The organism is Bordetella sp., assembly GCF_051960075.1.
Classification (GTDB): Bacteria; Pseudomonadota; Gammaproteobacteria; order Burkholderiales; family Burkholderiaceae_B; genus Bordetella.
Map to the genome: position 1 here is coordinate 50,989 of NZ_JBQCER010000011.1, position 18,291 is coordinate 69,279.

17 protein-coding genes are annotated in these 18,291 nt (G+C 65.7%); 12 read left to right on the top strand and 5 right to left on the bottom strand.

Translation table 11 applies throughout. The features are described 5' to 3' along the window. Positions 1 to 66: 66 nt before the first annotated feature. From dusB to ruvB, 6 genes are all read left to right on the top strand, one after another. Entirely contained in the window at positions 67 to 1,074 is a 1,008-nt protein-coding gene (gene dusB / locus ACTHJ1_RS01365) for a tRNA dihydrouridine synthase DusB (RefSeq protein WP_440186643.1), read from the top strand. 47 nt (positions 1,075 to 1,121) lie between these two features. Then, positions 1,122 to 1,361 carry a helix-turn-helix domain-containing protein gene (locus ACTHJ1_RS01370; protein ID WP_440186645.1) on the top strand — a complete coding sequence of 80 codons (240 nt, stop codon included), beginning with the start codon at positions 1,122 to 1,124 and terminating at the stop codon, positions 1,359 to 1,361. Positions 1,362 to 1,374: 13 nt separating this feature from the next. Beyond that, positions 1,375 to 2,964 carry a bifunctional phosphoribosylaminoimidazolecarboxamide formyltransferase/IMP cyclohydrolase gene (purH, locus tag ACTHJ1_RS01375; RefSeq protein ID WP_440186647.1) on the top strand — a complete coding sequence of 530 codons (1,590 nt, stop codon included), beginning with the start codon at positions 1,375 to 1,377 and terminating at the stop codon, positions 2,962 to 2,964. A gap of 46 nt (positions 2,965 to 3,010) precedes the next feature. Next, complete coding sequence (ruvC, locus tag ACTHJ1_RS01380) at positions 3,011 to 3,553, top strand: crossover junction endodeoxyribonuclease RuvC (RefSeq protein ID WP_440186649.1); 543 nt, start codon at positions 3,011 to 3,013, stop codon at positions 3,551 to 3,553. Between the two features lie 41 nt (positions 3,554 to 3,594). Further along, positions 3,595 to 4,167 (top strand): Holliday junction branch migration protein RuvA, encoded by a 573-nt coding sequence (gene ruvA, locus ACTHJ1_RS01385; protein WP_440186651.1) that lies wholly within the window; start codon positions 3,595 to 3,597, stop codon positions 4,165 to 4,167. A 410-nt stretch (positions 4,168 to 4,577) separates the two neighbouring features. Further along, on the top strand, positions 4,578 to 5,657 hold the full coding sequence (gene ruvB, locus ACTHJ1_RS01390; RefSeq protein WP_440186653.1) for a Holliday junction branch migration DNA helicase RuvB: 1,080 nt from the start codon (positions 4,578 to 4,580) through the stop codon (positions 5,655 to 5,657). A 37-nt stretch (positions 5,658 to 5,694) separates the two neighbouring features. Here the strand turns inward: ruvB and ACTHJ1_RS01395 are convergent, their stop codons facing one another. Together ACTHJ1_RS01395 and ACTHJ1_RS01400 are read right to left on the bottom strand one after the other, a co-directional pair. Then, positions 5,695 to 7,098 (bottom strand): ATP-binding protein, encoded by a 1,404-nt coding sequence (locus tag ACTHJ1_RS01395; protein WP_440186655.1) that lies wholly within the window; start codon positions 7,096 to 7,098, stop codon positions 5,695 to 5,697. Further along, positions 7,098 to 7,796, bottom strand: a complete 699-nt coding sequence (locus ACTHJ1_RS01400; RefSeq protein ID WP_440186657.1) for a response regulator — start codon at positions 7,794 to 7,796, stop codon at positions 7,098 to 7,100. The genes ACTHJ1_RS01395 and ACTHJ1_RS01400 overlap by 1 nt, the downstream gene beginning before the upstream one ends. A 446-nt stretch (positions 7,797 to 8,242) precedes the next feature. Here ACTHJ1_RS01400 and recQ point away from each other — a divergent pair, with 446 nt between their 5' ends. Next, on the top strand, positions 8,243 to 10,054 hold the full coding sequence (recQ, locus tag ACTHJ1_RS01405; protein ID WP_440186659.1) for a DNA helicase RecQ: 1,812 nt from the start codon (positions 8,243 to 8,245) through the stop codon (positions 10,052 to 10,054). Between the two features lie 23 nt (positions 10,055 to 10,077). On the opposite strand, the gene ACTHJ1_RS01410 is transcribed toward recQ, so the two are convergent. Both ACTHJ1_RS01410 and ACTHJ1_RS01415 read right to left on the bottom strand, forming a co-directional pair. Next, positions 10,078 to 11,112 carry a cytochrome d ubiquinol oxidase subunit II gene (locus ACTHJ1_RS01410; RefSeq protein ID WP_440186661.1) on the bottom strand — a complete coding sequence of 345 codons (1,035 nt, stop codon included), beginning with the start codon at positions 11,110 to 11,112 and terminating at the stop codon, positions 10,078 to 10,080. Then, positions 11,109 to 12,449, bottom strand: coding sequence for a cytochrome ubiquinol oxidase subunit I (locus ACTHJ1_RS01415; protein WP_440186663.1), 1,341 nt, complete (start codon positions 12,447 to 12,449; stop codon positions 11,109 to 11,111). Before ACTHJ1_RS01415 ends, ACTHJ1_RS01410 begins: the two co-directional genes overlap by 4 nt. Positions 12,450 to 12,579: 130 nt before the next feature. On the opposite strand from ACTHJ1_RS01415, the gene ACTHJ1_RS01420 reads away from it, so the two are divergent. The 4 genes from ACTHJ1_RS01420 (at position 12,580) to minE (ending at position 16,412) form a co-directional block, all read left to right on the top strand. Continuing rightward, complete coding sequence (locus ACTHJ1_RS01420) at positions 12,580 to 14,415, top strand: glutamine--tRNA ligase/YqeY domain fusion protein (protein ID WP_440186665.1); 1,836 nt, start codon at positions 12,580 to 12,582, stop codon at positions 14,413 to 14,415. Further along, positions 14,415 to 15,191, top strand: coding sequence for a septum site-determining protein MinC (gene minC / locus ACTHJ1_RS01425; protein WP_440186667.1), 777 nt, complete (start codon positions 14,415 to 14,417; stop codon positions 15,189 to 15,191). Before ACTHJ1_RS01420 ends, minC begins: the two co-directional genes overlap by 1 nt. Positions 15,192 to 15,329: 138 nt before the next feature. Next, positions 15,330 to 16,145 carry a septum site-determining protein MinD gene (gene minD / locus ACTHJ1_RS01430; protein ID WP_440186669.1) on the top strand — a complete coding sequence of 272 codons (816 nt, stop codon included), beginning with the start codon at positions 15,330 to 15,332 and terminating at the stop codon, positions 16,143 to 16,145. Positions 16,146 to 16,148: 3 nt separating this feature from the next. Further along, positions 16,149 to 16,412, top strand: a complete 264-nt coding sequence (minE, locus tag ACTHJ1_RS01435; protein WP_440186671.1) for a cell division topological specificity factor MinE — start codon at positions 16,149 to 16,151, stop codon at positions 16,410 to 16,412. A 9-nt stretch (positions 16,413 to 16,421) separates the two neighbouring features. Here minE and ACTHJ1_RS01440 read toward each other — a convergent pair whose 3' ends face one another. Then, complete coding sequence (locus tag ACTHJ1_RS01440; protein WP_440186673.1) at positions 16,422 to 17,345, bottom strand: LysR family transcriptional regulator; 924 nt, start codon at positions 17,343 to 17,345, stop codon at positions 16,422 to 16,424. A 145-nt stretch (positions 17,346 to 17,490) separates the two neighbouring features. Between ACTHJ1_RS01440 and ACTHJ1_RS01445 the strand changes: the two genes are divergently transcribed. Then, positions 17,491 to 18,249 carry an SDR family NAD(P)-dependent oxidoreductase gene (locus ACTHJ1_RS01445; protein WP_440186675.1) on the top strand — a complete coding sequence of 253 codons (759 nt, stop codon included), beginning with the start codon at positions 17,491 to 17,493 and terminating at the stop codon, positions 18,247 to 18,249. Positions 18,250 to 18,291: the final 42 nt, after the last annotated feature.

The following is an 18,291-nucleotide window of genomic DNA, read 5'->3' on the forward strand; positions in this document are numbered from 1 at the left end:
CGAAGTGCCGGGTTCGACCGCCGCTCAAAACTCCAACCCGACGAGTTGGTTAAAATCTGACCAATCATGCAAATCGGCCCCTGGACCCTCCCGAACAACGTGCTCGTCGCGCCCATGGCCGGCGTCACCGATCGCCCCTTCCGCCAGCTCTGCAAGCGCCTGGGCGCGGGCTACGCCGTGTCCGAGATGGCCGCCAGCAACCCCAGGCTCTGGGACAGCGTCAAGACCTCCCGCCGCCTGAACCACGACGGCGAGATCGCGCCCGTCTCGGTGCAGATCGCAGGCGCCGACCCGGCCATGATGGCCGAGGCCGCGGCGTTCAACGCCGGGCGCGGCGCCCGCATCATCGACATCAACATGGGTTGCCCCGTCAAAAAGGTGTGCAACGTCGCCAGCGGCTCCGCGCTGTTGCGTCAGGAAGACCTGGTTCAGCGCATCCTGGAGGCCGTCGTGTCGGCCTGCGCGCCGCTGGGCGTACCCGTGACGCTCAAGACCCGGACCGGCTGGGACCGCGAGCACAGGAACGCCCTGCGCATCGCGCACATGGCGCAGGACGCCGGCATTGCAGCGCTCACACTGCATGGACGCACCCGCGCCGATCTCTACACGGGCGAAGCCGAATACGAGACCATCCGTGCGGTCAAGGCCGAGCTCGACATTCCCGTTGTCGCCAATGGCGACATCGACTCGCCCGAAAAGGCGCGCGCCGTCCTGGATTACACTGGCGCCGACGCCGTGATGATCGGCCGCGCGGCCCAGGGCAGGCCCTGGATATTCCGCGAAATCGATCATTATTTGCGCACCGGCACCAAACTTGCTGCACCCTCGCACGCCGAGATGCGCGACCTGTTGCTGGAACATCTGGACGACCACTACTGCTTCTACGGCGAGCACACCGGCGTACGCACGGCGCGCAAGCATATCGGCTGGTACATCGAAGGGCTGCCCGGCGCGGACGACTTCCGCTCGCGCATGAACCTGATCGACAGCACCGCCGACCAGGCGCAAGCCGTGGCGCGGTGGTTCGGCCAGCTGGCGCAAGACGGCGACGAACCGCAGCGCATGGCGGCATGACAGTGCCGCCGGCCATTACCCATAAAAACGATCTGCAATCCATAACAATGAGCAAGCAAACTGCCCTGGAAGAATGCGTGCGCGCCAGCCTGGCGCGCTATTTCGAAGATCTCGACGGCTCCGCCCCTCACGATATGTGGGATATGGTGATGCATTGCGTCGAGCGGCCCGTTCTCGAAGTCGCCATGGAACGCGCCGGCGGCAATCAGTCGCGCGCCTCCGAAATGCTCGGCATCACCCGCAACACCCTGCGCAAGAAATTGCTGGCGCATAACCTCCAGCCCTGAGCCTTCCTTTCCCATGAAAATCGAAACCGCCCTTCTCTCGGTGTCCGACAAGACCGGCATCGTCGAATTCGCCCAGGCACTGCACCTGCGCGGCGTACGCCTGCTGTCCACCGGCGGAACCGCCAAGCTGCTGGCCCAGGCCGGCTTGCCCGTGACCGAAGTGGCCGCGCACACCGGCTCGCCGGAGATCCTGGATGGCCGCGTCAAGACTCTGCATCCCAAGATCCACGGCGGCTTGCTTGCACGCCGTGACAGCGACGAGCACCTCAAGACCATCGCCGAACACGGCATCGACCGCATCGACCTGCTGGTGGTCAATCTCTATCCGTTCCGCGAAACCATCATCAAGCCGGACTGCACCTTCGCCGATGCCGTCGAGAACATCGACATCGGCGGCCCGGCCATGCTGCGCGCCGCGGCCAAGAACCACGGCACCGAGGTGGGCGGCGTCACGGTCGTGATCGACCCCTGCGACTATGCCCGCGTGCTGGACGAGATCGACGAGAACGACGGCACCTCCTATTCGCTGCGCCTGGAACTGGCCGGCAAGGTCTACGCCCATACGGCCTCCTACGACGGCGCCATCGCCGCCTACCTGAGCAGCCTGAAAGACCCGACGCCCGAGCAGAACGCTGCCCCCGAGCGCACCGAATATCCCGGTGTGCTCACCTTGCAGATCCAGCGCGAACAGACCCTGCGCTATGGCGAGAATCCGCATCAGACCGCGGCCTTCTATGTCGATCCGCAGCGCCCCGTGGGCCTGCTGGCCGGCTATGCGCAACTGCAGGGCAAAGAGCTTTCTTACAACAACATCGCCGACGCCGACGCCGCGTGGGAATGCGTACGCAGCTTCCAGCTTCCGGCCTGCGTCATCATCAAGCACGCCAACCCCTGCGGCGTGGCCGTGGCGGCCGACGCCTACACGGCCTACCGCCAGGCGTTCAAGACAGATCCCACGTCCGACTTCGGCGGCATAATCGCATTCAACCGCAATGTCGAACTGGCCACGGCCGAGGCCGTGAGCAAGCAGTTCATGGAAGTGCTGCTGGCGCCCGCCTACGACGACGACGCGCTGGCGCTGCTGGCCGCCAAGAAGAACGTGCGCGTGCTGATCGTGCCGCTGGGCGACGGCCAGAACCCCTACGACGTCAAGCGCGTGGGCGGCGGCTGGCTGGTGCAGACGCCCGACTTCTACGACCCCCCGTTCGCCCAATTCAAGGTCGTCACCTCGCGCAAGCCCACCGAGAACGAGATGAACAATCTGCTGTTCGCCTGGAAGGTAGCCAAGTTCGTCAAGTCCAACGCCATCGTCTTCGCCGGCAACGGCCTCACGCTGGGCGTGGGCGCGGGACAGATGAGCCGCATCGACTCGGCGCGCATCGCCTCGATCAAGGCCGCCAATGCGGGGCTGTCGCTGCAGGGCTCGGCCGCGGCGTCCGACGCCTTCTTCCCCTTCCGCGACGGCCTGGACGTGATCGTGGACGCGGGCGCGACCTGCGTGATCCAGCCCGGCGGCAGCGTACGCGACGACGAGGTGATCGCCGCGGCCGAAGAGCGCGGCATCGCCATGGTGCTCACGGGCACCCGCCACTTCCGCCATTGAACGCCCGCCGGCGCCGGACTACGATGCCCCGCGGCCCGACACGCGCATGAGGGTGCTCGGCATCGATCCCGGCCTGCGCCGCACCGGCTTCGGCGTCATCGACGCCGAAGGCATGCGGCTGCGCTACGTGTCCAGCGGAACCATCGTGGTTCCGCCCGAACTGCCGTTGCCCGAGCGGCTCAAGGTGATCCTGGACAATCTGCGCCAGGTCGCCCGCGAGACGCAGCCCGACGTGGCCGCACTCGAGATTGTCTTTCTCAACACCAATCCGGCTTCCACGCTGCTGCTGGGCCAGGCGCGCGGCGCCGCCCTGTGCGCGTTGGCCGACAGCCGGCTCGACGTGCATGAATACACCGCCCTGCAGATCAAGAAAGCCGTGGTGGGCACCGGCCGCGCGGCCAAAGAGCAGGTGCAGATGATGGTGCAGCGCCTGCTGTCCCTGAACGGCACGCCCGCCCCCGACTCGGCGGACGCCCTGGCCTGCGCCATTTGCCACGCTCACGTGGCGCCCATGCAGCAGCGGCTGACTCAGGCGCAAGGCTCGCCCAGTTCGCGCGCCCGCGTACGGGCCGGGCGGCTGCGCGGCTAGGCATACGACCGAATCGCCGGGTCAGCGTAGAATCTCGCCGCATGATCGGACGCATCACCGGAACCCTGCTCGAAAAGGCCCCACCCACCGTCTGCGTGGACGTCGGCGGCGTGGGCTATGAAATCGACGTGCCCATGAGCACGCTCTACACCCTGCCCGAGAACGGCGCGAAGGTGACGCTCTACACCCATCTGGTTGTTCGGGAAGATGCGCATTTGCTGTTCGGCTTCGCCAGCGCCGGCGAGCGCGGCGCCTTCCGGCAATTGATCAAGGTCACCGGCATCGGCGCGCGCATCGCGCTGGCGGTGCTCTCGGGCATGTCGGTGGCCGAGCTGGCCCAGGCCGTCACGCTGCAGGAATCCGGGCGGCTCACGCGCGTGCCCGGCATCGGCAAGAAGACCGCCGAGCGCCTGCTGCTGGAACTGCGCGGCAAGCTGGGCGCCGACATCGGCGCCGTCGCCCACGCCGTGCCCGACAACCAGACCGACATTCTCAACGCCTTGCTCGCCCTGGGCTATTCCGACAGGGAATCCGCGGCCGCGCTCAAGCAGTTGCCCGAAGGGGTGGGCGTGTCGGATGGGATCAAGCTGGCCCTCAAGGCGCTGGCGCGCTGACTACGGCCTTATAAGCAGAGGCCGCAGAACTGCCGGGTCAAGTCCGGCGGACAATCAGCCCGCAAGCAGCATGCCGTAAGCAGCCAGGTCTACGTTGCCGCCGCTCAGGACCACGCCCACCCGCGCACCGGCAGGCAGCGGCTTCGACATCGGCATAGCTGGGCAACGCGGGGAACGACATGGAAGGTTCCTCGAAAATGGCATGGCAGCGATTTTCGAGCCTACCTGATTGCCCCGTGGCTACCGCCTCGCGTTTATCTATGGCGTGGCGCATCTGGCCGCCCTTGTTGCGTCGGGGTGCGACGTCTTGCTGCGGTTCCGGGCCGGGATCCGCATGCCCACGCCCTGCGCAAACCGCGGACGACATCGCCGACAAAATCCAGGCGCGCAAGGGTGCGGTACGATGCGCCATGGCCATCCAGAACGACTCGCTCAGCTCTCTGCCCGAACCCGCGCGCCTGGTCGCGCCGCAGCCCGTTTCGCCCAACGAGGAATCCATCGAGCGGGCTCTGCGCCCGAAGGCGCTGCAGGAATACGTCGGACAATCCCGGGCGCGCGAGCAACTGGAAATCTTCATCGCCGCGGCGCGCCAGCGCAGCGAGTCGCTCGACCACGTGCTGCTCTTCGGCCCGCCCGGCCTGGGCAAGACCACGCTGGCCCACATCATCGCCCACGAGATGGGCGTGCAACTGCGCCAGACCTCGGGCCCCGTGCTTGAGCGCCCAGGCGATCTGGCCGCGCTGCTGACCAACCTCGAACGCAACGATGTGCTCTTCATCGACGAGATCCATCGGCTCTCTCCAGTCGTCGAAGAAATCCTCTATCCCGCGCTCGAAGACTTTCAGATCGACATTCTCATCGGCGAAGGCCCGGCTGCCCGCAGCGTCAAGCTCGATCTGCAGCCCTTCACGCTGGTGGGCGCCACGACGCGCGCCGGCATGCTCACCAATCCGCTGCGCGACCGCTTCGGCATCGTCTCGCGGCTCGAGTTCTACACCGCCGAAGAGCTCTCGCGCATCGTCACACGCAGCGCGGGCCTGCTCAATGCAACGATCACGCCCGAAGGCGCGCAGGAAGTGGCGCGCCGTTCGCGCGGTACGCCGCGCATCGCCAATCGCCTGCTGCGCCGCGTGCGCGACTACGCCGAGGTAAAGGCCAGCGGAATCATCGACGCCGACGTGGCCGGCCGCGCGCTAGCCATGCTGGAGGTCGATCCGCAGGGCCTGGATCTGATGGACCGCAAGCTGCTCGAAGCGGTGGTGCACAGGTTCGACGGCGGTCCGGTGGGCGTGGAAAGCCTGGCCGCAGCCATCGGCGAAGAACGCGACACCATCGAAGATGTGATCGAGCCCTATTTGATCCAGCACGGCTATCTGCAGCGGACGCCGCGCGGGCGCATGGCCACGCAGACGACCTGGCGCCATCTGGGGCTTACGCCGCCGGCGGGACGAGGCAACGGAGATGGCGGCGATAGCCGCGATCTGTTTTGATTTTCTGATTTGTCTTTCGGGCGCCGGCGTTTGAGTTTTAGACCGACGCCGGAATAGGCAGCCTGATCCGCACCAGCAGGCCGCCACCGTCGGCGTCGAGCAGTTCCAGCTTGCCGTGATGCGCCAGCGCAATGGCCTCGGCCAAGGCCAGGCCCAGACCCACATTGCCCGAACGCGTACGTGCGCCATCCAGCCGGGCGAAGGGACGCAGCGCTTCCTGGCGGCGTTCGGGTTCGATGCCCGGGCCGTGATCGGACACGTCCAGCACGGCCGCGTTGCCTTCCTGGCGCAGAACCACATTGATGGGCGTGGCGCCATGATGCAAGGCATTGCCGACGAGATTGTCGAGCAGGCGTCCCAAGGCCACGGCGTCGCCGTTGATGATCATATTGGCATCGTCGGGCGCTTCCAGCGTGATGTCGGTGCCGGCGTCGCTCCAGGCATGCACGCGCTCGGCCAGCCACTCGGGCACGGAGAGCGGCGCGTAGTTGTAGCCGGCCGGGTCGGTGCCGCGCACGAAGCCGATGAACTGGTCGACCATGTACTGCATGTCCTGCAAGTCTTTGCGCAGCCCCTCTTTGATGGATGAATCCTCGGCCATTTCGATGCGCAGCCACATGCGCGACAAGGGGCCCTTGAGGTCGTGCGGCAGGCCTGACAGCAGGGTACGGCGCACGGAATCGGATTCGGCCAGGGCATCGAGCATGGCGTTGAAGCGTTCACCCACCACGCGGATCTCGCGCGGGCCGGCTGGCTCGACGCGCTGCGGCTGACCGGCGGCCAGATGGTCGGCGGCCTCGGCCAGGCGTGTCATGGGCCGGGTAATGTGCCAGGAAAACCCCACTGACAGGATCAGCACCAGCCCCATGCCGCCCAGCCAGATGGCCAGGAGGGAGGTGGAGAACGCGGGCGTCAGGCGTTCGATGGGGATGACCAGCCACTCGTGCAGCTGCGGCATGTCCTCGAAGGTGGGATCGGGCGCCAGCGAAATGAAGACCTCGGGTCGCGGGCCGCGCGACAGGGCCACCCGCGTGCCGTCGTTGAGCCGCTGATTGAGCATGAGCAGAGGACCGCGCATGGCATCGCGGATGCCGTCGTATTCGGGCGGCAGCGGCGGCGGCTCGTGGTCGTGCCAGCGGCGATCGGGGCGCCGCTGCAGACGGGCTTCCGGCGGAAGCAGACGCGACCACAGGTGCCATTGGCCCTGCGAGGCCACGCGCACGAAACTGGATCGGTCTTCGGCGGGAATCTGCGCCAGGGCGGCGCGCAAGGTGCGAATGGTGGTGGCCACGTACTCGATGGCCACTTTGTCCAGAAACTGATTACGCAGATACGTGACCGTGGCCAGCGTTGCCGCCTGGGCCAGCAGCGCCGAGCCCAGAACCAGCAGGATGAGGCGTGCGCGCAGCGACCGCGGCACCAGAAAACGCAGAAAACCCATCAGGGAGAGAACCGATAGCCGATGCCCCAGACGGTCTGGATCCAGCGCGGTTGCTTGGGGTCGTCTTCGATGGCGCGCCTCAGCCGCAGGATGGCGATATCGATGGCACGATCGTTGCGCTCGCCATCGTCGTCGCGCGCCAGTGACAGCAGGCGCTCGCGCGACAGGGGCTTGCCGGCGTTCTTGACCAAGGCTTCGAGCAGGTTGATTTCGCCCCCGGTGAGTTTGACCAGCGTGTCGTCGCGCGTGAGCTGGCGCGTGGCCGGGTCGAACACGAAGGGGCCGAAAGGCACAGGCGCATCTTTGGTGAGCGCCGAGGGGCCGCGCTTGCGGCGCAGAACGGCCTCGATGCGCGCCAGCAGTTCGCGCGGATCGAAAGGCTTGCCCAGGTAATCGTCGGCGCCCGCCTCCAGGCCGATGATGCGATCGACGGCTTCGTCGCGCGCGGTGAGCAGGATGACGGGAATGTCCTCGCCTTGCTCGCGCAGGCGGCGGCAGGCATCGGCGCCGTCACCGCCGGGCAGCATGCGATCCAGGACCAGCAGATCGGGCGAATAGCGGGCGATGCGCGCCGGCAGGTCGCTGGCGTCGGGGGCCAGCAGCGTGTCGTAGCCGTGCCGATTGAGATAGTCGGCCAGCAGCTGGCGCAGGGCGGGGTCGTCGTCGACGACTAGCAGTTTGGTGTGAGTCGATTCCATGGACCGAATAGTCGCGCCTGGGCTTGATAGGCGCAAGGGGGCGGGTAATGTATTGAAAATATTACCGTCTTCGGAAACGGGCTTGAATTATCAACCTGTCATCGGGTTCTTGGAATTGTCATTTTTCTTGAGGTTTTTGTTCCTTTCTTTCTTAACCCGTCCTGTGTCCAATGGGTATGCCCTGCTCGCTTCGAAGTGCCGGGTTTGGCCGCCGCCTTAGGCGGCCAAAGTCCGCTACGCGGACTGCCCCGCCACTTAGGCGCTCCCAGGGCATACCCATTGGACACAGGACTACATCAGAGGTGATGCCGGCAGAAACGGCGACAACGCAGCACTTTGAGACGCTGTGAGCACCTGCGCCGCGGGCGTAGAGCGCCGGTGCGGCTAAAGAACCCGCAATCGATAAATGCGTAAAATTTCCCCCATGCACTCCTCCCGCTTCCCTCATGTCTGACTCCCGCGCCCTGGACGTTCTGCGGCGCGTCTTCGGTTACGAATCCTTCCGCGGTGAACAGCAGGCCATCGTCGATCACGTGATCGGCGGCGGCGATGCCCTGGTTCTCATGCCCACCGGCGGCGGCAAATCGCTCTGTTATCAGATCCCGTCGCTGGTGCGCGAAGGCACCGGTGTGGTGGTGTCGCCGCTCATCGCGCTGATGCAGGATCAGGTCGATGCGCTGACCGAACTGGGCGTGCGGGCAGCCTTTCTCAATTCCACGCAGGATTGGCAACAGGTCAAGGACGTCGAGCGTGCCTTCCTGACCGGCGAACTGGATCTGCTCTACGTGGCGCCCGAGCGCCTGATGACCGACCGCTGCCTGCAACTGCTGGAACGCGGCCGGATTGCGCTGTTTGCCATCGACGAAGCGCATTGCGTGTCGCAATGGGGGCATGATTTCCGGCCCGAGTATCTGCAGCTTTCCATGCTGCACGAGCGCTGGCCGGAAGTGCCGCGCATCGCCCTCACCGCGACGGCCACGGCCATGACGCAGGCGGAAATCGCGCAGCGCCTGGCGTTGGATGCGGCGCGTCATTTCGTGGCGAGTTTCGATCGACCCAATATCCGCTATCGCATCGTCGAGAAGAACGAGGTGCGCAAGCAACTGCTGGAGCTGATCCGCGGCGAGCATCAGGGCGATTCAGGTGTGGTGTATTGCCTGTCGCGCAATCGGGTTGAAGAAACCGCGGATTTTCTCTGTGAACACGGTATCGACGCCCTGCCCTATCACGCCGGGCTGAGCGCCGCGGTGCGCGCGGCCAATCAGTCGCGTTTTCTGCGCGAGGACGGCGTGGTGATGGTGGCCACCATCGCTTTCGGCATGGGCATCGACAAGCCGGACGTGCGCTTCGTCGCGCACATCGACCTGCCCAAATCGGTGGAAGGCTACTACCAGGAAACCGGCCGGGCCGGGCGCGACGGCCTGCCCGCTTCGGCCTGGCTGGCCTACGGCTTGCAGGACGTGGTGCAGCAGCGCCGCATGATCGACGAATCGCCGGGCGACGAGGTGTTTCGCCGCCGCCTGGGGCAGAACCTGGATGCCATGCTGGGCCTGTGCGAGACGGTGGAATGCCGACGCGTCCGCCTGCTGGCCTATTTCGGTCAGACGATCGCCGCCTGCGGCAATTGCGACGTCTGCCTGGAACCGCCCCAGGCCTGGGACGGCACGGTCGCAGCGCAGAAGGCCTTGTCGGCGGTGTATCGCCTGCAGCAACGCGGACAGCGCTACGGCGCGGGACACCTGATCGACATCTTGCGCGGCAAGAGCACAGACCGCACAAGGCAGCACGATCACGAATCCTTGAGCGTGTTCGGCGTGGGTCAGGATCTATCCGAGCAAACCTGGCGCGGCGTGCTGCGCCAGTTGCTGGCGCAGGGTTTGCTGATGGTCGATGGCGAAGGCTACGGCACTTTCGGCCTGACCGAGGCCAGCCGGAACGTGCTCAAGGGCGAGCAGAAAATCATGCTGCGCCGGGATCTCGAAAAAAAGGAAAAAGCGCCGCGCGGCAACTCGCGCGCCAAGATGCCGGCGGCGGACTTGCCGCCCGAAGCGCTGCCGCTGTTCGAGACGTTGCGCGCCTGGCGCGGCGAAGTGGCCAAGAGCCACGGCGTGCCGGCCTATGTGATTTTTCACGACGCCACGCTGCGCGAGATTGCCCTGGCGCGGCCGGCTTCGCTGGACGAACTTGGCCACATCAGCGGCGTGGGCGCACGCAAGCTGGAGGCCTACGGCGCGGACATACTCAGCCAGGTCCGCTGAGCGCCCGGGGCTTGCCGCTTCTTTTAAAGAGTACCGCGCGCCTTGCCGAACACGGTGCGGTAGGCCAGCACGTTGAACACCAACACCACCGGCACGCCGACGATCACGCCGGCCAGGGTCATGCGCATCGAGGCCACCGACCCTGCGCTGTCCCAAAGCGTCATATCGTCCAGCACCAGGTACGGGAAAAAGCTGTAGGCCAACCCGCTCAGCATCAGCAGATAAAGCCCCACGCACAGCGTGAAGGGCAGCCAGCTGCGATGCTGGTCGGACTTGGACGCCAGCCGGGCCAGTGCGATTTCCATGCCGACGAAGCACATCAGCATCACGACCCAGATCGTGGCCGAAATACCCAGATGCTGCACGTCGCTCCATTTTGCGAACACGCCCGAGTTGACCAGACCCAGCGTCACGGCGATCGCCACCATGCCCACCGCCGTCCAGCGCACCGTGTGGCGCGCCCAGGCGATCGCGCGGCGCTGCAGATCGCCTTCCACCCGCATCACCAGCCAGCAGGCGCCCAGAAGCGCATAGGCCGCCACCGCGCACAGACCCACAAACAGCGAAAAACCCAGATAGCCCGGATCTGTCTGGTAACTGGTCACGACGCGGCCCAGGGCAGCGCCCTGCCCCAGCGCCGCCAGCAGCGACCCGAGCCAGAAGCCCAGCATCCAGCGCGGCTTGTGCCTGGCGCTGGCGCGCAGGCGAAATTCGAAGGCAACGCTGCGCAGCATCATGCCCAGGGTCATGCAGGCCAGCGGCGCGTACAGGTTGCCCAGCACCTGCCCCCAGGCAAAAGGGAAGGCCGCGCAGAACAGGCCCACGCCCAGAAGCGGCCAGAACTCGTTGGCATCGCGCCAGGCACTGAGCATGGACAACATCTGCGGCCGCGATTCCGCCGGCGCCAATTGCAGCAGCAGCCCCACGCCGATGTCGAAGCCGTCGAACACCAGGCCCGCCGCGAGCAGCAGAAGCAGAATGGCCAGAAAGACCAGCGGCATCCAGAAAGCGGGATCGCTGATCGCGAGCCCTTGCGAAGCAGCCAGTTCCGCGATCATGCCGCGCCTCCTGTCGTCTTGCGCACAGGCACCACGCCATAGCGCACCGCGTGCAGCAGCATGCCGAGAAAGGCTGCGATCAGCACCACGTACAGCGCGGTATAGCCCGCGATGCTGAGCAGCAAGGTGCTCGACGTCGCCTGGCTGAACACGTCGCTCAGATTGATGCTGCGATTGACCGCGTAGGGCAGCAGCCCGACCAGCGACACGCACCAGCCCAGAACCACCAGCAGGCTGCCCGAGAAACTCATGCCCACCAGGACTTTTCGCCAGAACAGTCCCAGGGCGGCCAGATCCATGCGCCGCCTGAGGGTGCGCATCAACGTCAGCACCGATGCGACACTCATCATCAGGGCCAGCAGCGCCGAAACGCGCAGCAGCCAGAAGGACAGCGCCACCGGCGGGCGCGGGCCGGTGAATTTGTCCAGCCCCAGATAGCCCTTGCTGTCGTGGCCCAGCCAGCGGCCGCCTGTATCGTGTATGGCCAGCAGGACCCGGTTGGTTTGCGTGGCGGCGTCGGGCCAGCCCAACAGGATCAGTTCGGGCTCGTCGCCGCTATGCCAATAGCCGGCCAGCGTGGCGGCCTTGACGGGCTGATAGCGGCTGATGACGTCGCCCATGCCCGAAGCCGCCAGGGCCTGCAGCAGGGAGGCCAGCACGGCCACGATCAACGCCGTCTTGAAGGCGCAGCGCTCGCCGTCGCCGGGCGGGCGGCGCAGCGCCTGCAGCGCCGTGACGCCCATGATGAGGAATGAGGCCGCCAGCGCCGCGCCGAGCACGGTCAGCGACAGACTCCAGCCGAAGGAGGGATTGAAAATCACCTGGAACCAGTCATAGACCTGGTAGCGCCCGTCTACCATGGCGACGCCATCCGGCGTCTGCATCCACGAGTGCACCGCCGCCATCCAGGCCGTGGCCAGAAGCAGGCCCAGGGCCACCATGAAGACGGACAGGGTATGGACGGTGTCGGACACCCGGCGCTGGCCGAACAGCATCACGCCCAGAAAGCACGACTTGAGGACGAAGACCGACAGCACGGCGTAGCCCAGAAGCGGCCCGGCCACATTGCCTATCTTGTCCATGAGACCGCCCCAGAGACTGCCCAACTGGGCCAGAACCGGCAGGCAGGCGGCCAGGGCCAGCGCAAAGCACAGGGCGAATATGCGCACCCAGAACCGGTAGGCCGCCGTCCAGCCGGCGTCGCCGGTCAACCGGACGCGCAGCTTGAAAAACAGCAGCATCCATGACAATGCCAGGGCCAGGGCCATGAACAGGGCCAGAAAACTGAAGCTGGCGAGGAATTGGATCTCGGCCAGCAGGAGCGGGGTCATATCCATGATGGGCGCTAGTGTAGAGCCTGTTATGTCGCGCGAAAGACCCAACTGCGCGATTCCCCGATCGATCTGTCACCGCCCTCGGGGCGCGGACGTGGCAAAATTGACCCTTTGTTGCCGTTTTTCTAAAAGCATGACCCATCCTGGCAAACCCAGCGAAGCAAATCCGACGCCCGGCGCATCGACGCCCGGCGCATCCGACAACGCATCTGCCCATGCATCGGTCAATCACGCGGCCAGCAACTATCTGCGCCCCATCATCGAGGCCGACCTGGCAGCCCAACGCTACCGGGACAAGCGCTGGTCGGGCCGTCCGGGCCCGGCCTCTGCGCAAAACCTGGGTCAGCCCGACCCCGCCAGGATCCGCACCCGCTTCCCGCCCGAACCCAACGGCTATCTGCACCTGGGCCATGCCAAGAGCATCTGCCTGAACTTCGGCCTGGCCGGCGAGTACGGCGGCGTCTGCCACCTGCGCTTCGACGACACCAACCCCGAGAAGGAAGATCAGGAGTACGTCGACGCCATCGCGGAGGCCGTGCACTGGCTGGGTTTCGACTGGAAGGCCGACGGCAACGACAACCAGTATTACGCCAGCGATTACTTCGGCTGGATGTACGAATTCGCCGAAGCGCTGATTCAGGCAGGCCACGCCTACGTCGATGCCCAGACGCCCGAGGAGATCCGCGCCAACCGCGGCACGCTCACCGAGCCGGGCGTGAATTCGCCCTGGCGCGACCGCCCCGCCGCGGAGTCGCTGGCCTTGCTGCGCGAAATGCGCGACGGCAAGCATCCCGACGGCAGCCTGGTGCTGCGCGCCAAGGTCGACATGGCATCGCCCAACATCAATCTGCGCGACCCGGTCATCTACCGCGTGCGCCATGCCCACCATCACCGCACGGGCGACGCGTGGTGCATCTATCCCATGTACACCTACGCGCATCCCATCGAAGATGCGCTCGAAGGCATCACGCACAGCGTCTGCACGCTTGAATTCGAAGATCAGCGCCCCTTCTACGACTGGCTGCTGGCCCGCCTGGCCGAAATGGGCAAGCTGAACCAGCCCCTGCCGCGCCAGTACGAATTCGCCCGGCTCAACGTGACCTATGTGGTCACCAGCAAGCGCAAGCTGCTGCAGCTGGTCAAAGAAGGGCATGTCGACGGCTGGGATGATCCGCGCATGCCGACCCTCTTCGGCCTGCGCCGGCGCGGCTACACGCCGTCGGCCATCCGCCTGTTCTGCGACCGCACCGCCGTGACCAAGTCCGATTCGCGTATCGACTACAGCCTGCTGGAGCAGGCCGCGCGCGACGATCTCGATCCTGTCGCGGCGCGCTCGGTAGCGGTGCTGGACCCGCTCAAGCTGGTCATCACCAACTACCCCGAAGGCCGGTTCGAGATGTGCCAGGCTCCACGCAATCCGCATGCGCCCGAAGCCGGCAACCGCGAATTTCCCTTCGCGCGAGAACTCTGGATCGAGCGCGACGACTTCCGCGAAGAAGCACCCAAAAAGTACTTCCGCCTCTTCCCAGGCAACCTGGTGCGGCTGAAATACGGCTATGTGGTCAAGTGCACCGGCTACGCCAAGGACGCCGCGGGCAACATCACCGAAGTGCATGCCGAATACCTGCCCGAAACCCGCAGCGGCACGCCCGGCGCCGACAGCGTCAAGGTCAAGGGCAACATCACCTGGGTCAGCGCGGCGCATGCCGTGCCGGCCACCGTGCATCTGTACGACCGCCTTTTCGCCGATGCCACGCCCGACGCCGGCGACAAAGACTTCCTCGCCTGCCTGAACCCCAATTCGCGCCAGACCGTGCAGGCCTGGCTCGAACCCGGCACGGTCGCCACGCCCGGCGCCACGTGGCAGTTCGAGCGCCTGGGCTATTTCACGGCCGACCGCATCGACTCCACGCCCGAAGCCCCAGTGCTCAATCGCGTCGTCACCCTGCGCGATTCGTGGGGGGCGTGATGAGCGAAGATCCCGCGTTGGATTTCAAGAGCGCAACGCTTTATGCGGTACGCCTGGTGCTGCACAGCGCCGACCCGCAGCGTCTTGAAGAAGCGCTGGCGCAGCGCATGAAAGACGCCGGCGGTTTTTTTGAAAACGAGCCCGTCGTCATCGACGCCAGCCGCCTCGAAGAAACCGTCGACTGGCCGCGCCTGCTGGCCGCCCTCAAAAACCACAACCTGCCGGCCATCGGCGTGGTGGCCGAAAGCGGCAATCTGGATGCTGCCCGCGCGGCGGGTCTGGCGCCGGTTGATCTGTCCACCACGAACCGTGCCGCGCCTGCAAGCGCGGCTCAGACGACTGCAGTCGAGCTGACCGAAGCCGATGCCGCGCCCGTCGCCGCACAGTCTCCGGCCGCGCTGGAACTCGCCGTCGAGGCGGCGGCGACGCCCGCTGCCGCCACCCCGGCCATGATCGTCAACCGCCCGCTGCGTTCGGGTCAGCGCATCTATGCGCGCAGCACCGATCTGATCGTGATAGGCATGGTAAGCCAGGGTGCCGAGGTCATCGCCGACGGCAATGTGCACGTATACGGACCACTGCGCGGCAAGGCCATGGCCGGCGCGCGCGGAGACACCTCGGCCCGCATTTTCACCACGCATCTCGATCCCGAACTGCTGGCGGTGGCCGGCGTCTATCGCGTGATCGAGGACAGGCTCGATGCCCAGGTGCACGGCAAGCCCGCGCTGGTCTCGCTGCTCGGCGAGACGCTGAAGATCGAAGCGCTGGGCGAGTAGGAGGCAATACCTCGCGCTGCGCCGGCGAACAGAAGGTATGCCCGTCACACATTTGGAAAAAAGCCCTGCGGGCTTTTTGCTTTACGATAACGCGGTTTTTCATCATCGAATTTCATAATTAAAAAGGATCCAACGGCCATGACACGTATCGTGGTGGTGACTTCCGGCAAGGGCGGCGTGGGCAAGACCACGACCAGCGCCAGCTTCTCTTCCGGCCTGGCCATGCGCGGCCACAAGACCGCCGTCATCGATTTCGACGTCGGCCTGCGCAATCTGGACCTCATCATGGGCTGCGAACGCCGTGTGGTGTACGACTTCGTCAATGTCATACAGGGCGAGGCCTCGCTCAAGCAGGCCCTCATCAAGGACAAGCAACTCGAGAACCTGTTCGTGCTGCCCGCCTCGCAAACCCGCGACAAAGACGCTCTCACCCAAGAGGGCGTGGGCAAGGTCATGGACGACCTCAAGGAAATGGGCTTCGATTACATCGTCTGCGACTCGCCGGCCGGCATCGAGACGGGCGCGCTCATGGCCGCCTACTTCGCCGACGACGCGCTGGTGGTGACCAACCCCGAGGTCTCCTCGGTGCGCGACTCCGACCGCATCCTGGGCATCCTGGCCGCCAAGTCCAAGCGCGCGATCGACGGCGTCGAGCCGGTCAAGGAATACCTGCTGCTCACCCGCTACAACCCCAAGCGCGTCAGCGAGGGCGAAATGCTCTCGCTCACCGACATCGAAGACATCCTGCGCATCAAGCTCATCGGTGTGATTCCCGAGTCCGAATCGGTGCTGCAGGCGTCCAACCAGGGGGTGCCCGCCATCCACCTGAAAGGCACCGACGTAGCCGAGTCCTACCAGGACGTGGTCGCCCGCTACCTGGGCGAAGAACGTTCCCTGCGCTTCACCGACTACAACAAGCCGGGACTGCTCAAGCGCCTTTTCGGGGGGAAATGACCCATGGCTTTTCTGTCTCTGTCCAGCCTGTTCGGCCAGAAGAAGAACACCGCGTCGGTCGCGAAAGAGCGCCTGCAGATTATTCTGGCGCACGAGCGCACGGCGGGCCAAAGCGCCGCGCCGGACTATCTGCCCCAGCTGCAGCAGGAGCTCATCGCGGTGATCTCCAAATACGTCAAGATCAATCCCGAAGACATCAAGGTCAACGTCGAGCGGCAAGACAACCTCGAGGTACTCGAGGTCAAGATCGAAATGCCGCAGGCCTGAGCCGGCCCCTCACGGCCGCCGCGCGCCTCGCGCGGCGGCCGGATAAGTCTGGCCGATCAGATCCGCCAGCCATTGCATGAATACGCGCAGCCGCAGAGGCGCGTGACGCCGGTCGGCATAGAGCAGCGTCACCGGCAGCGGCGCGGCCCGCCATTCGGACATCACTTCCCGCAACGCCCCCGAAGCCAGGTGATTGCACACGCCGTAGGCGGGCACCTGGATCATGCCCAGCCCGGCCAGGCAGGCCGCCTGGTAGGCATCCACGCCGTTGACCGTCAGCACCCCGCCCATCGGCACGTGCGCGTAGCGCTCGCCGTCGAAGTACTGCCAGCCCGGGTCGCGTGCGCCCGGCGCGGCGGCATACATGACCAGCCGATGCGCGCGTAGATCGTCCAGGGTGCGCGGTTCGCCGAATTTTTCGAGATAGTGCGGGCTGGCGCAATTGATCTGCGGCAGCTCGCCCAGTGGCCTGGCGATCAGCGACGAGTCGCGCACCGCGCCGACGCGCAGCACACAGTCGAAGCCCTCGCGCAGCAGGTCCACCGCCCGGTCGGTGGTCGACAGGTCCAGCTCCAGATCGGGGTGCTGCGCGAGAAAGCCCGGCAGATTGGGGATGACCGCCGCACAGGCCAGCGCATGCGGCATGTCCACCCGCAGCTTGCCGCCAACGGTCTTGCCCGCGGAAAACAGCGAGTCCAGCTCGTCCATGTCGGCCAGGATGTCCTTGCAGCGGTCCAGGCACATGCGGCCTTCCTGCGTCAGCGTCACGCGCCGCGTAGTGCGCGTGAACAGGCGCGCACCCAGCCTGGTCTCCAACTGTTTGACGGCGTTCGACACCGACGCTTTGGGCACGCCCAGGATGCCGGCAGCCTGTGTGAAACTGGCCGTTTCCGCGGCCTGGACGAAGAGCCGCATAGCGTCGTAGTGATTCATGGTTTCGGGGACATCGCAGCAGGATTATTGTTATTTTTTCTTGAACAGAAAAAACATTTTTACCTGATTTATCGCTTTATATCACCCAATTAAGATGCACTCCATCGCGCTCCGGTCCGGAGCGCATCCCCTCAAGGAGCCCTCCATGTCTCGCAAGATTCTGCTCATCACCGGCGCCAGTCGCGGCCTCGGCAAAAGCACCCTGCTCCATGCCGCCCGCCGCGGCATCGACGCCGTCTTCACTTACAACAGCAACAAGGCGGAGGCCGACAAGGTCGTGGCCGAGGCCGCCGCTTTGGGCGCGCGCGCCGTGGCCTTACAGCTCAACGTGGAGGAGACCGGCTCTTTCCCCGCCTTCGCTCACCAGGTCAAGGAGACGCTGGCCCGGCACTGGCAGCGCGAGAATTTCGACTACCTGGTCAACAACGCAGGCTCCGGCGTCAACGCCAGCGTGGCCGACACCACCGAGGCGCAGTTCGACGCCATGCTGCGCCAGCATCTGAAGGGGCCGTTCTTCCTCGTCCAGGCCCTGCTGCCGCTCATCGCCGACGGCGGTCGCATCGTCAATCTGTCCAGCGGCCTGGCCCGCTTCTCGCTGCCGGGTTTTGCGGCCTACGCCTCCATGAAGGGCGGCGTGGAAGTGCTCACCCGGTATCTGGCCCTGGAACTCGGTCCGCGCGGCATCGCCGTCAATACGGTGGCCCCGGGCGCCATCGAGACCGATTTCGGCGGCGGCGCGGTACGCGACAACGGGCAGATGAACGCTGCCATCGCAGCCCAGACGCCGCTGGGCCGCGTCGGCCTGCCGGATGACATCGGCGGCGCCATCTCGATGCTGCTGGCCGACGAGAACCGCTGGATCAATGCACAGCGAATCGAAGTGTCGGGCGGCATCCACTATTGAGTCGCCCTGAAAATCACAACGCCCGAGGCATGCGCCTCGGGC

Excerpts from the sequence above, each read along its gene's own strand:
- dusB (WP_440186643.1), top strand. The coding sequence starts at position 67 with ATGCAAATCGGCCCCTGGACCCTCCCGAACAACGTGCTCGTCGCGCCC.
- ACTHJ1_RS01370 (WP_440186645.1), top strand. The coding sequence starts at position 1,122 with ATGAGCAAGCAAACTGCCCTGGAAGAATGCGTGCGCGCCAGCCTGGCG.
- purH (WP_440186647.1), top strand. The coding sequence starts at position 1,375 with ATGAAAATCGAAACCGCCCTTCTCTCGGTGTCCGACAAGACCGGCATC.
- ruvC (WP_440186649.1), top strand. The coding sequence starts at position 3,011 with ATGAGGGTGCTCGGCATCGATCCCGGCCTGCGCCGCACCGGCTTCGGC.
- ruvA (WP_440186651.1), top strand. The coding sequence starts at position 3,595 with ATGATCGGACGCATCACCGGAACCCTGCTCGAAAAGGCCCCACCCACC.
- ruvB (WP_440186653.1), top strand. The coding sequence starts at position 4,578 with ATGGCCATCCAGAACGACTCGCTCAGCTCTCTGCCCGAACCCGCGCGC.
- ACTHJ1_RS01395 (WP_440186655.1), bottom strand. The coding sequence starts at position 7,098 with ATGGGTTTTCTGCGTTTTCTGGTGCCGCGGTCGCTGCGCGCACGCCTC.
- ACTHJ1_RS01400 (WP_440186657.1), bottom strand. The coding sequence starts at position 7,796 with ATGGAATCGACTCACACCAAACTGCTAGTCGTCGACGACGACCCCGCC.
- recQ (WP_440186659.1), top strand. The coding sequence starts at position 8,243 with ATGTCTGACTCCCGCGCCCTGGACGTTCTGCGGCGCGTCTTCGGTTAC.
- ACTHJ1_RS01410 (WP_440186661.1), bottom strand. The coding sequence starts at position 11,112 with ATGATCGCGGAACTGGCTGCTTCGCAAGGGCTCGCGATCAGCGATCCC.
- ACTHJ1_RS01415 (WP_440186663.1), bottom strand. The coding sequence starts at position 12,449 with ATGGATATGACCCCGCTCCTGCTGGCCGAGATCCAATTCCTCGCCAGC.
- ACTHJ1_RS01420 (WP_440186665.1), top strand. The coding sequence starts at position 12,580 with ATGACCCATCCTGGCAAACCCAGCGAAGCAAATCCGACGCCCGGCGCA.
- minC (WP_440186667.1), top strand. The coding sequence starts at position 14,415 with ATGAGCGAAGATCCCGCGTTGGATTTCAAGAGCGCAACGCTTTATGCG.
- minD (WP_440186669.1), top strand. The coding sequence starts at position 15,330 with ATGACACGTATCGTGGTGGTGACTTCCGGCAAGGGCGGCGTGGGCAAG.
- minE (WP_440186671.1), top strand. The coding sequence starts at position 16,149 with ATGGCTTTTCTGTCTCTGTCCAGCCTGTTCGGCCAGAAGAAGAACACC.
- ACTHJ1_RS01440 (WP_440186673.1), bottom strand. The coding sequence starts at position 17,345 with ATGAATCACTACGACGCTATGCGGCTCTTCGTCCAGGCCGCGGAAACG.
- ACTHJ1_RS01445 (WP_440186675.1), top strand. The coding sequence starts at position 17,491 with ATGTCTCGCAAGATTCTGCTCATCACCGGCGCCAGTCGCGGCCTCGGC.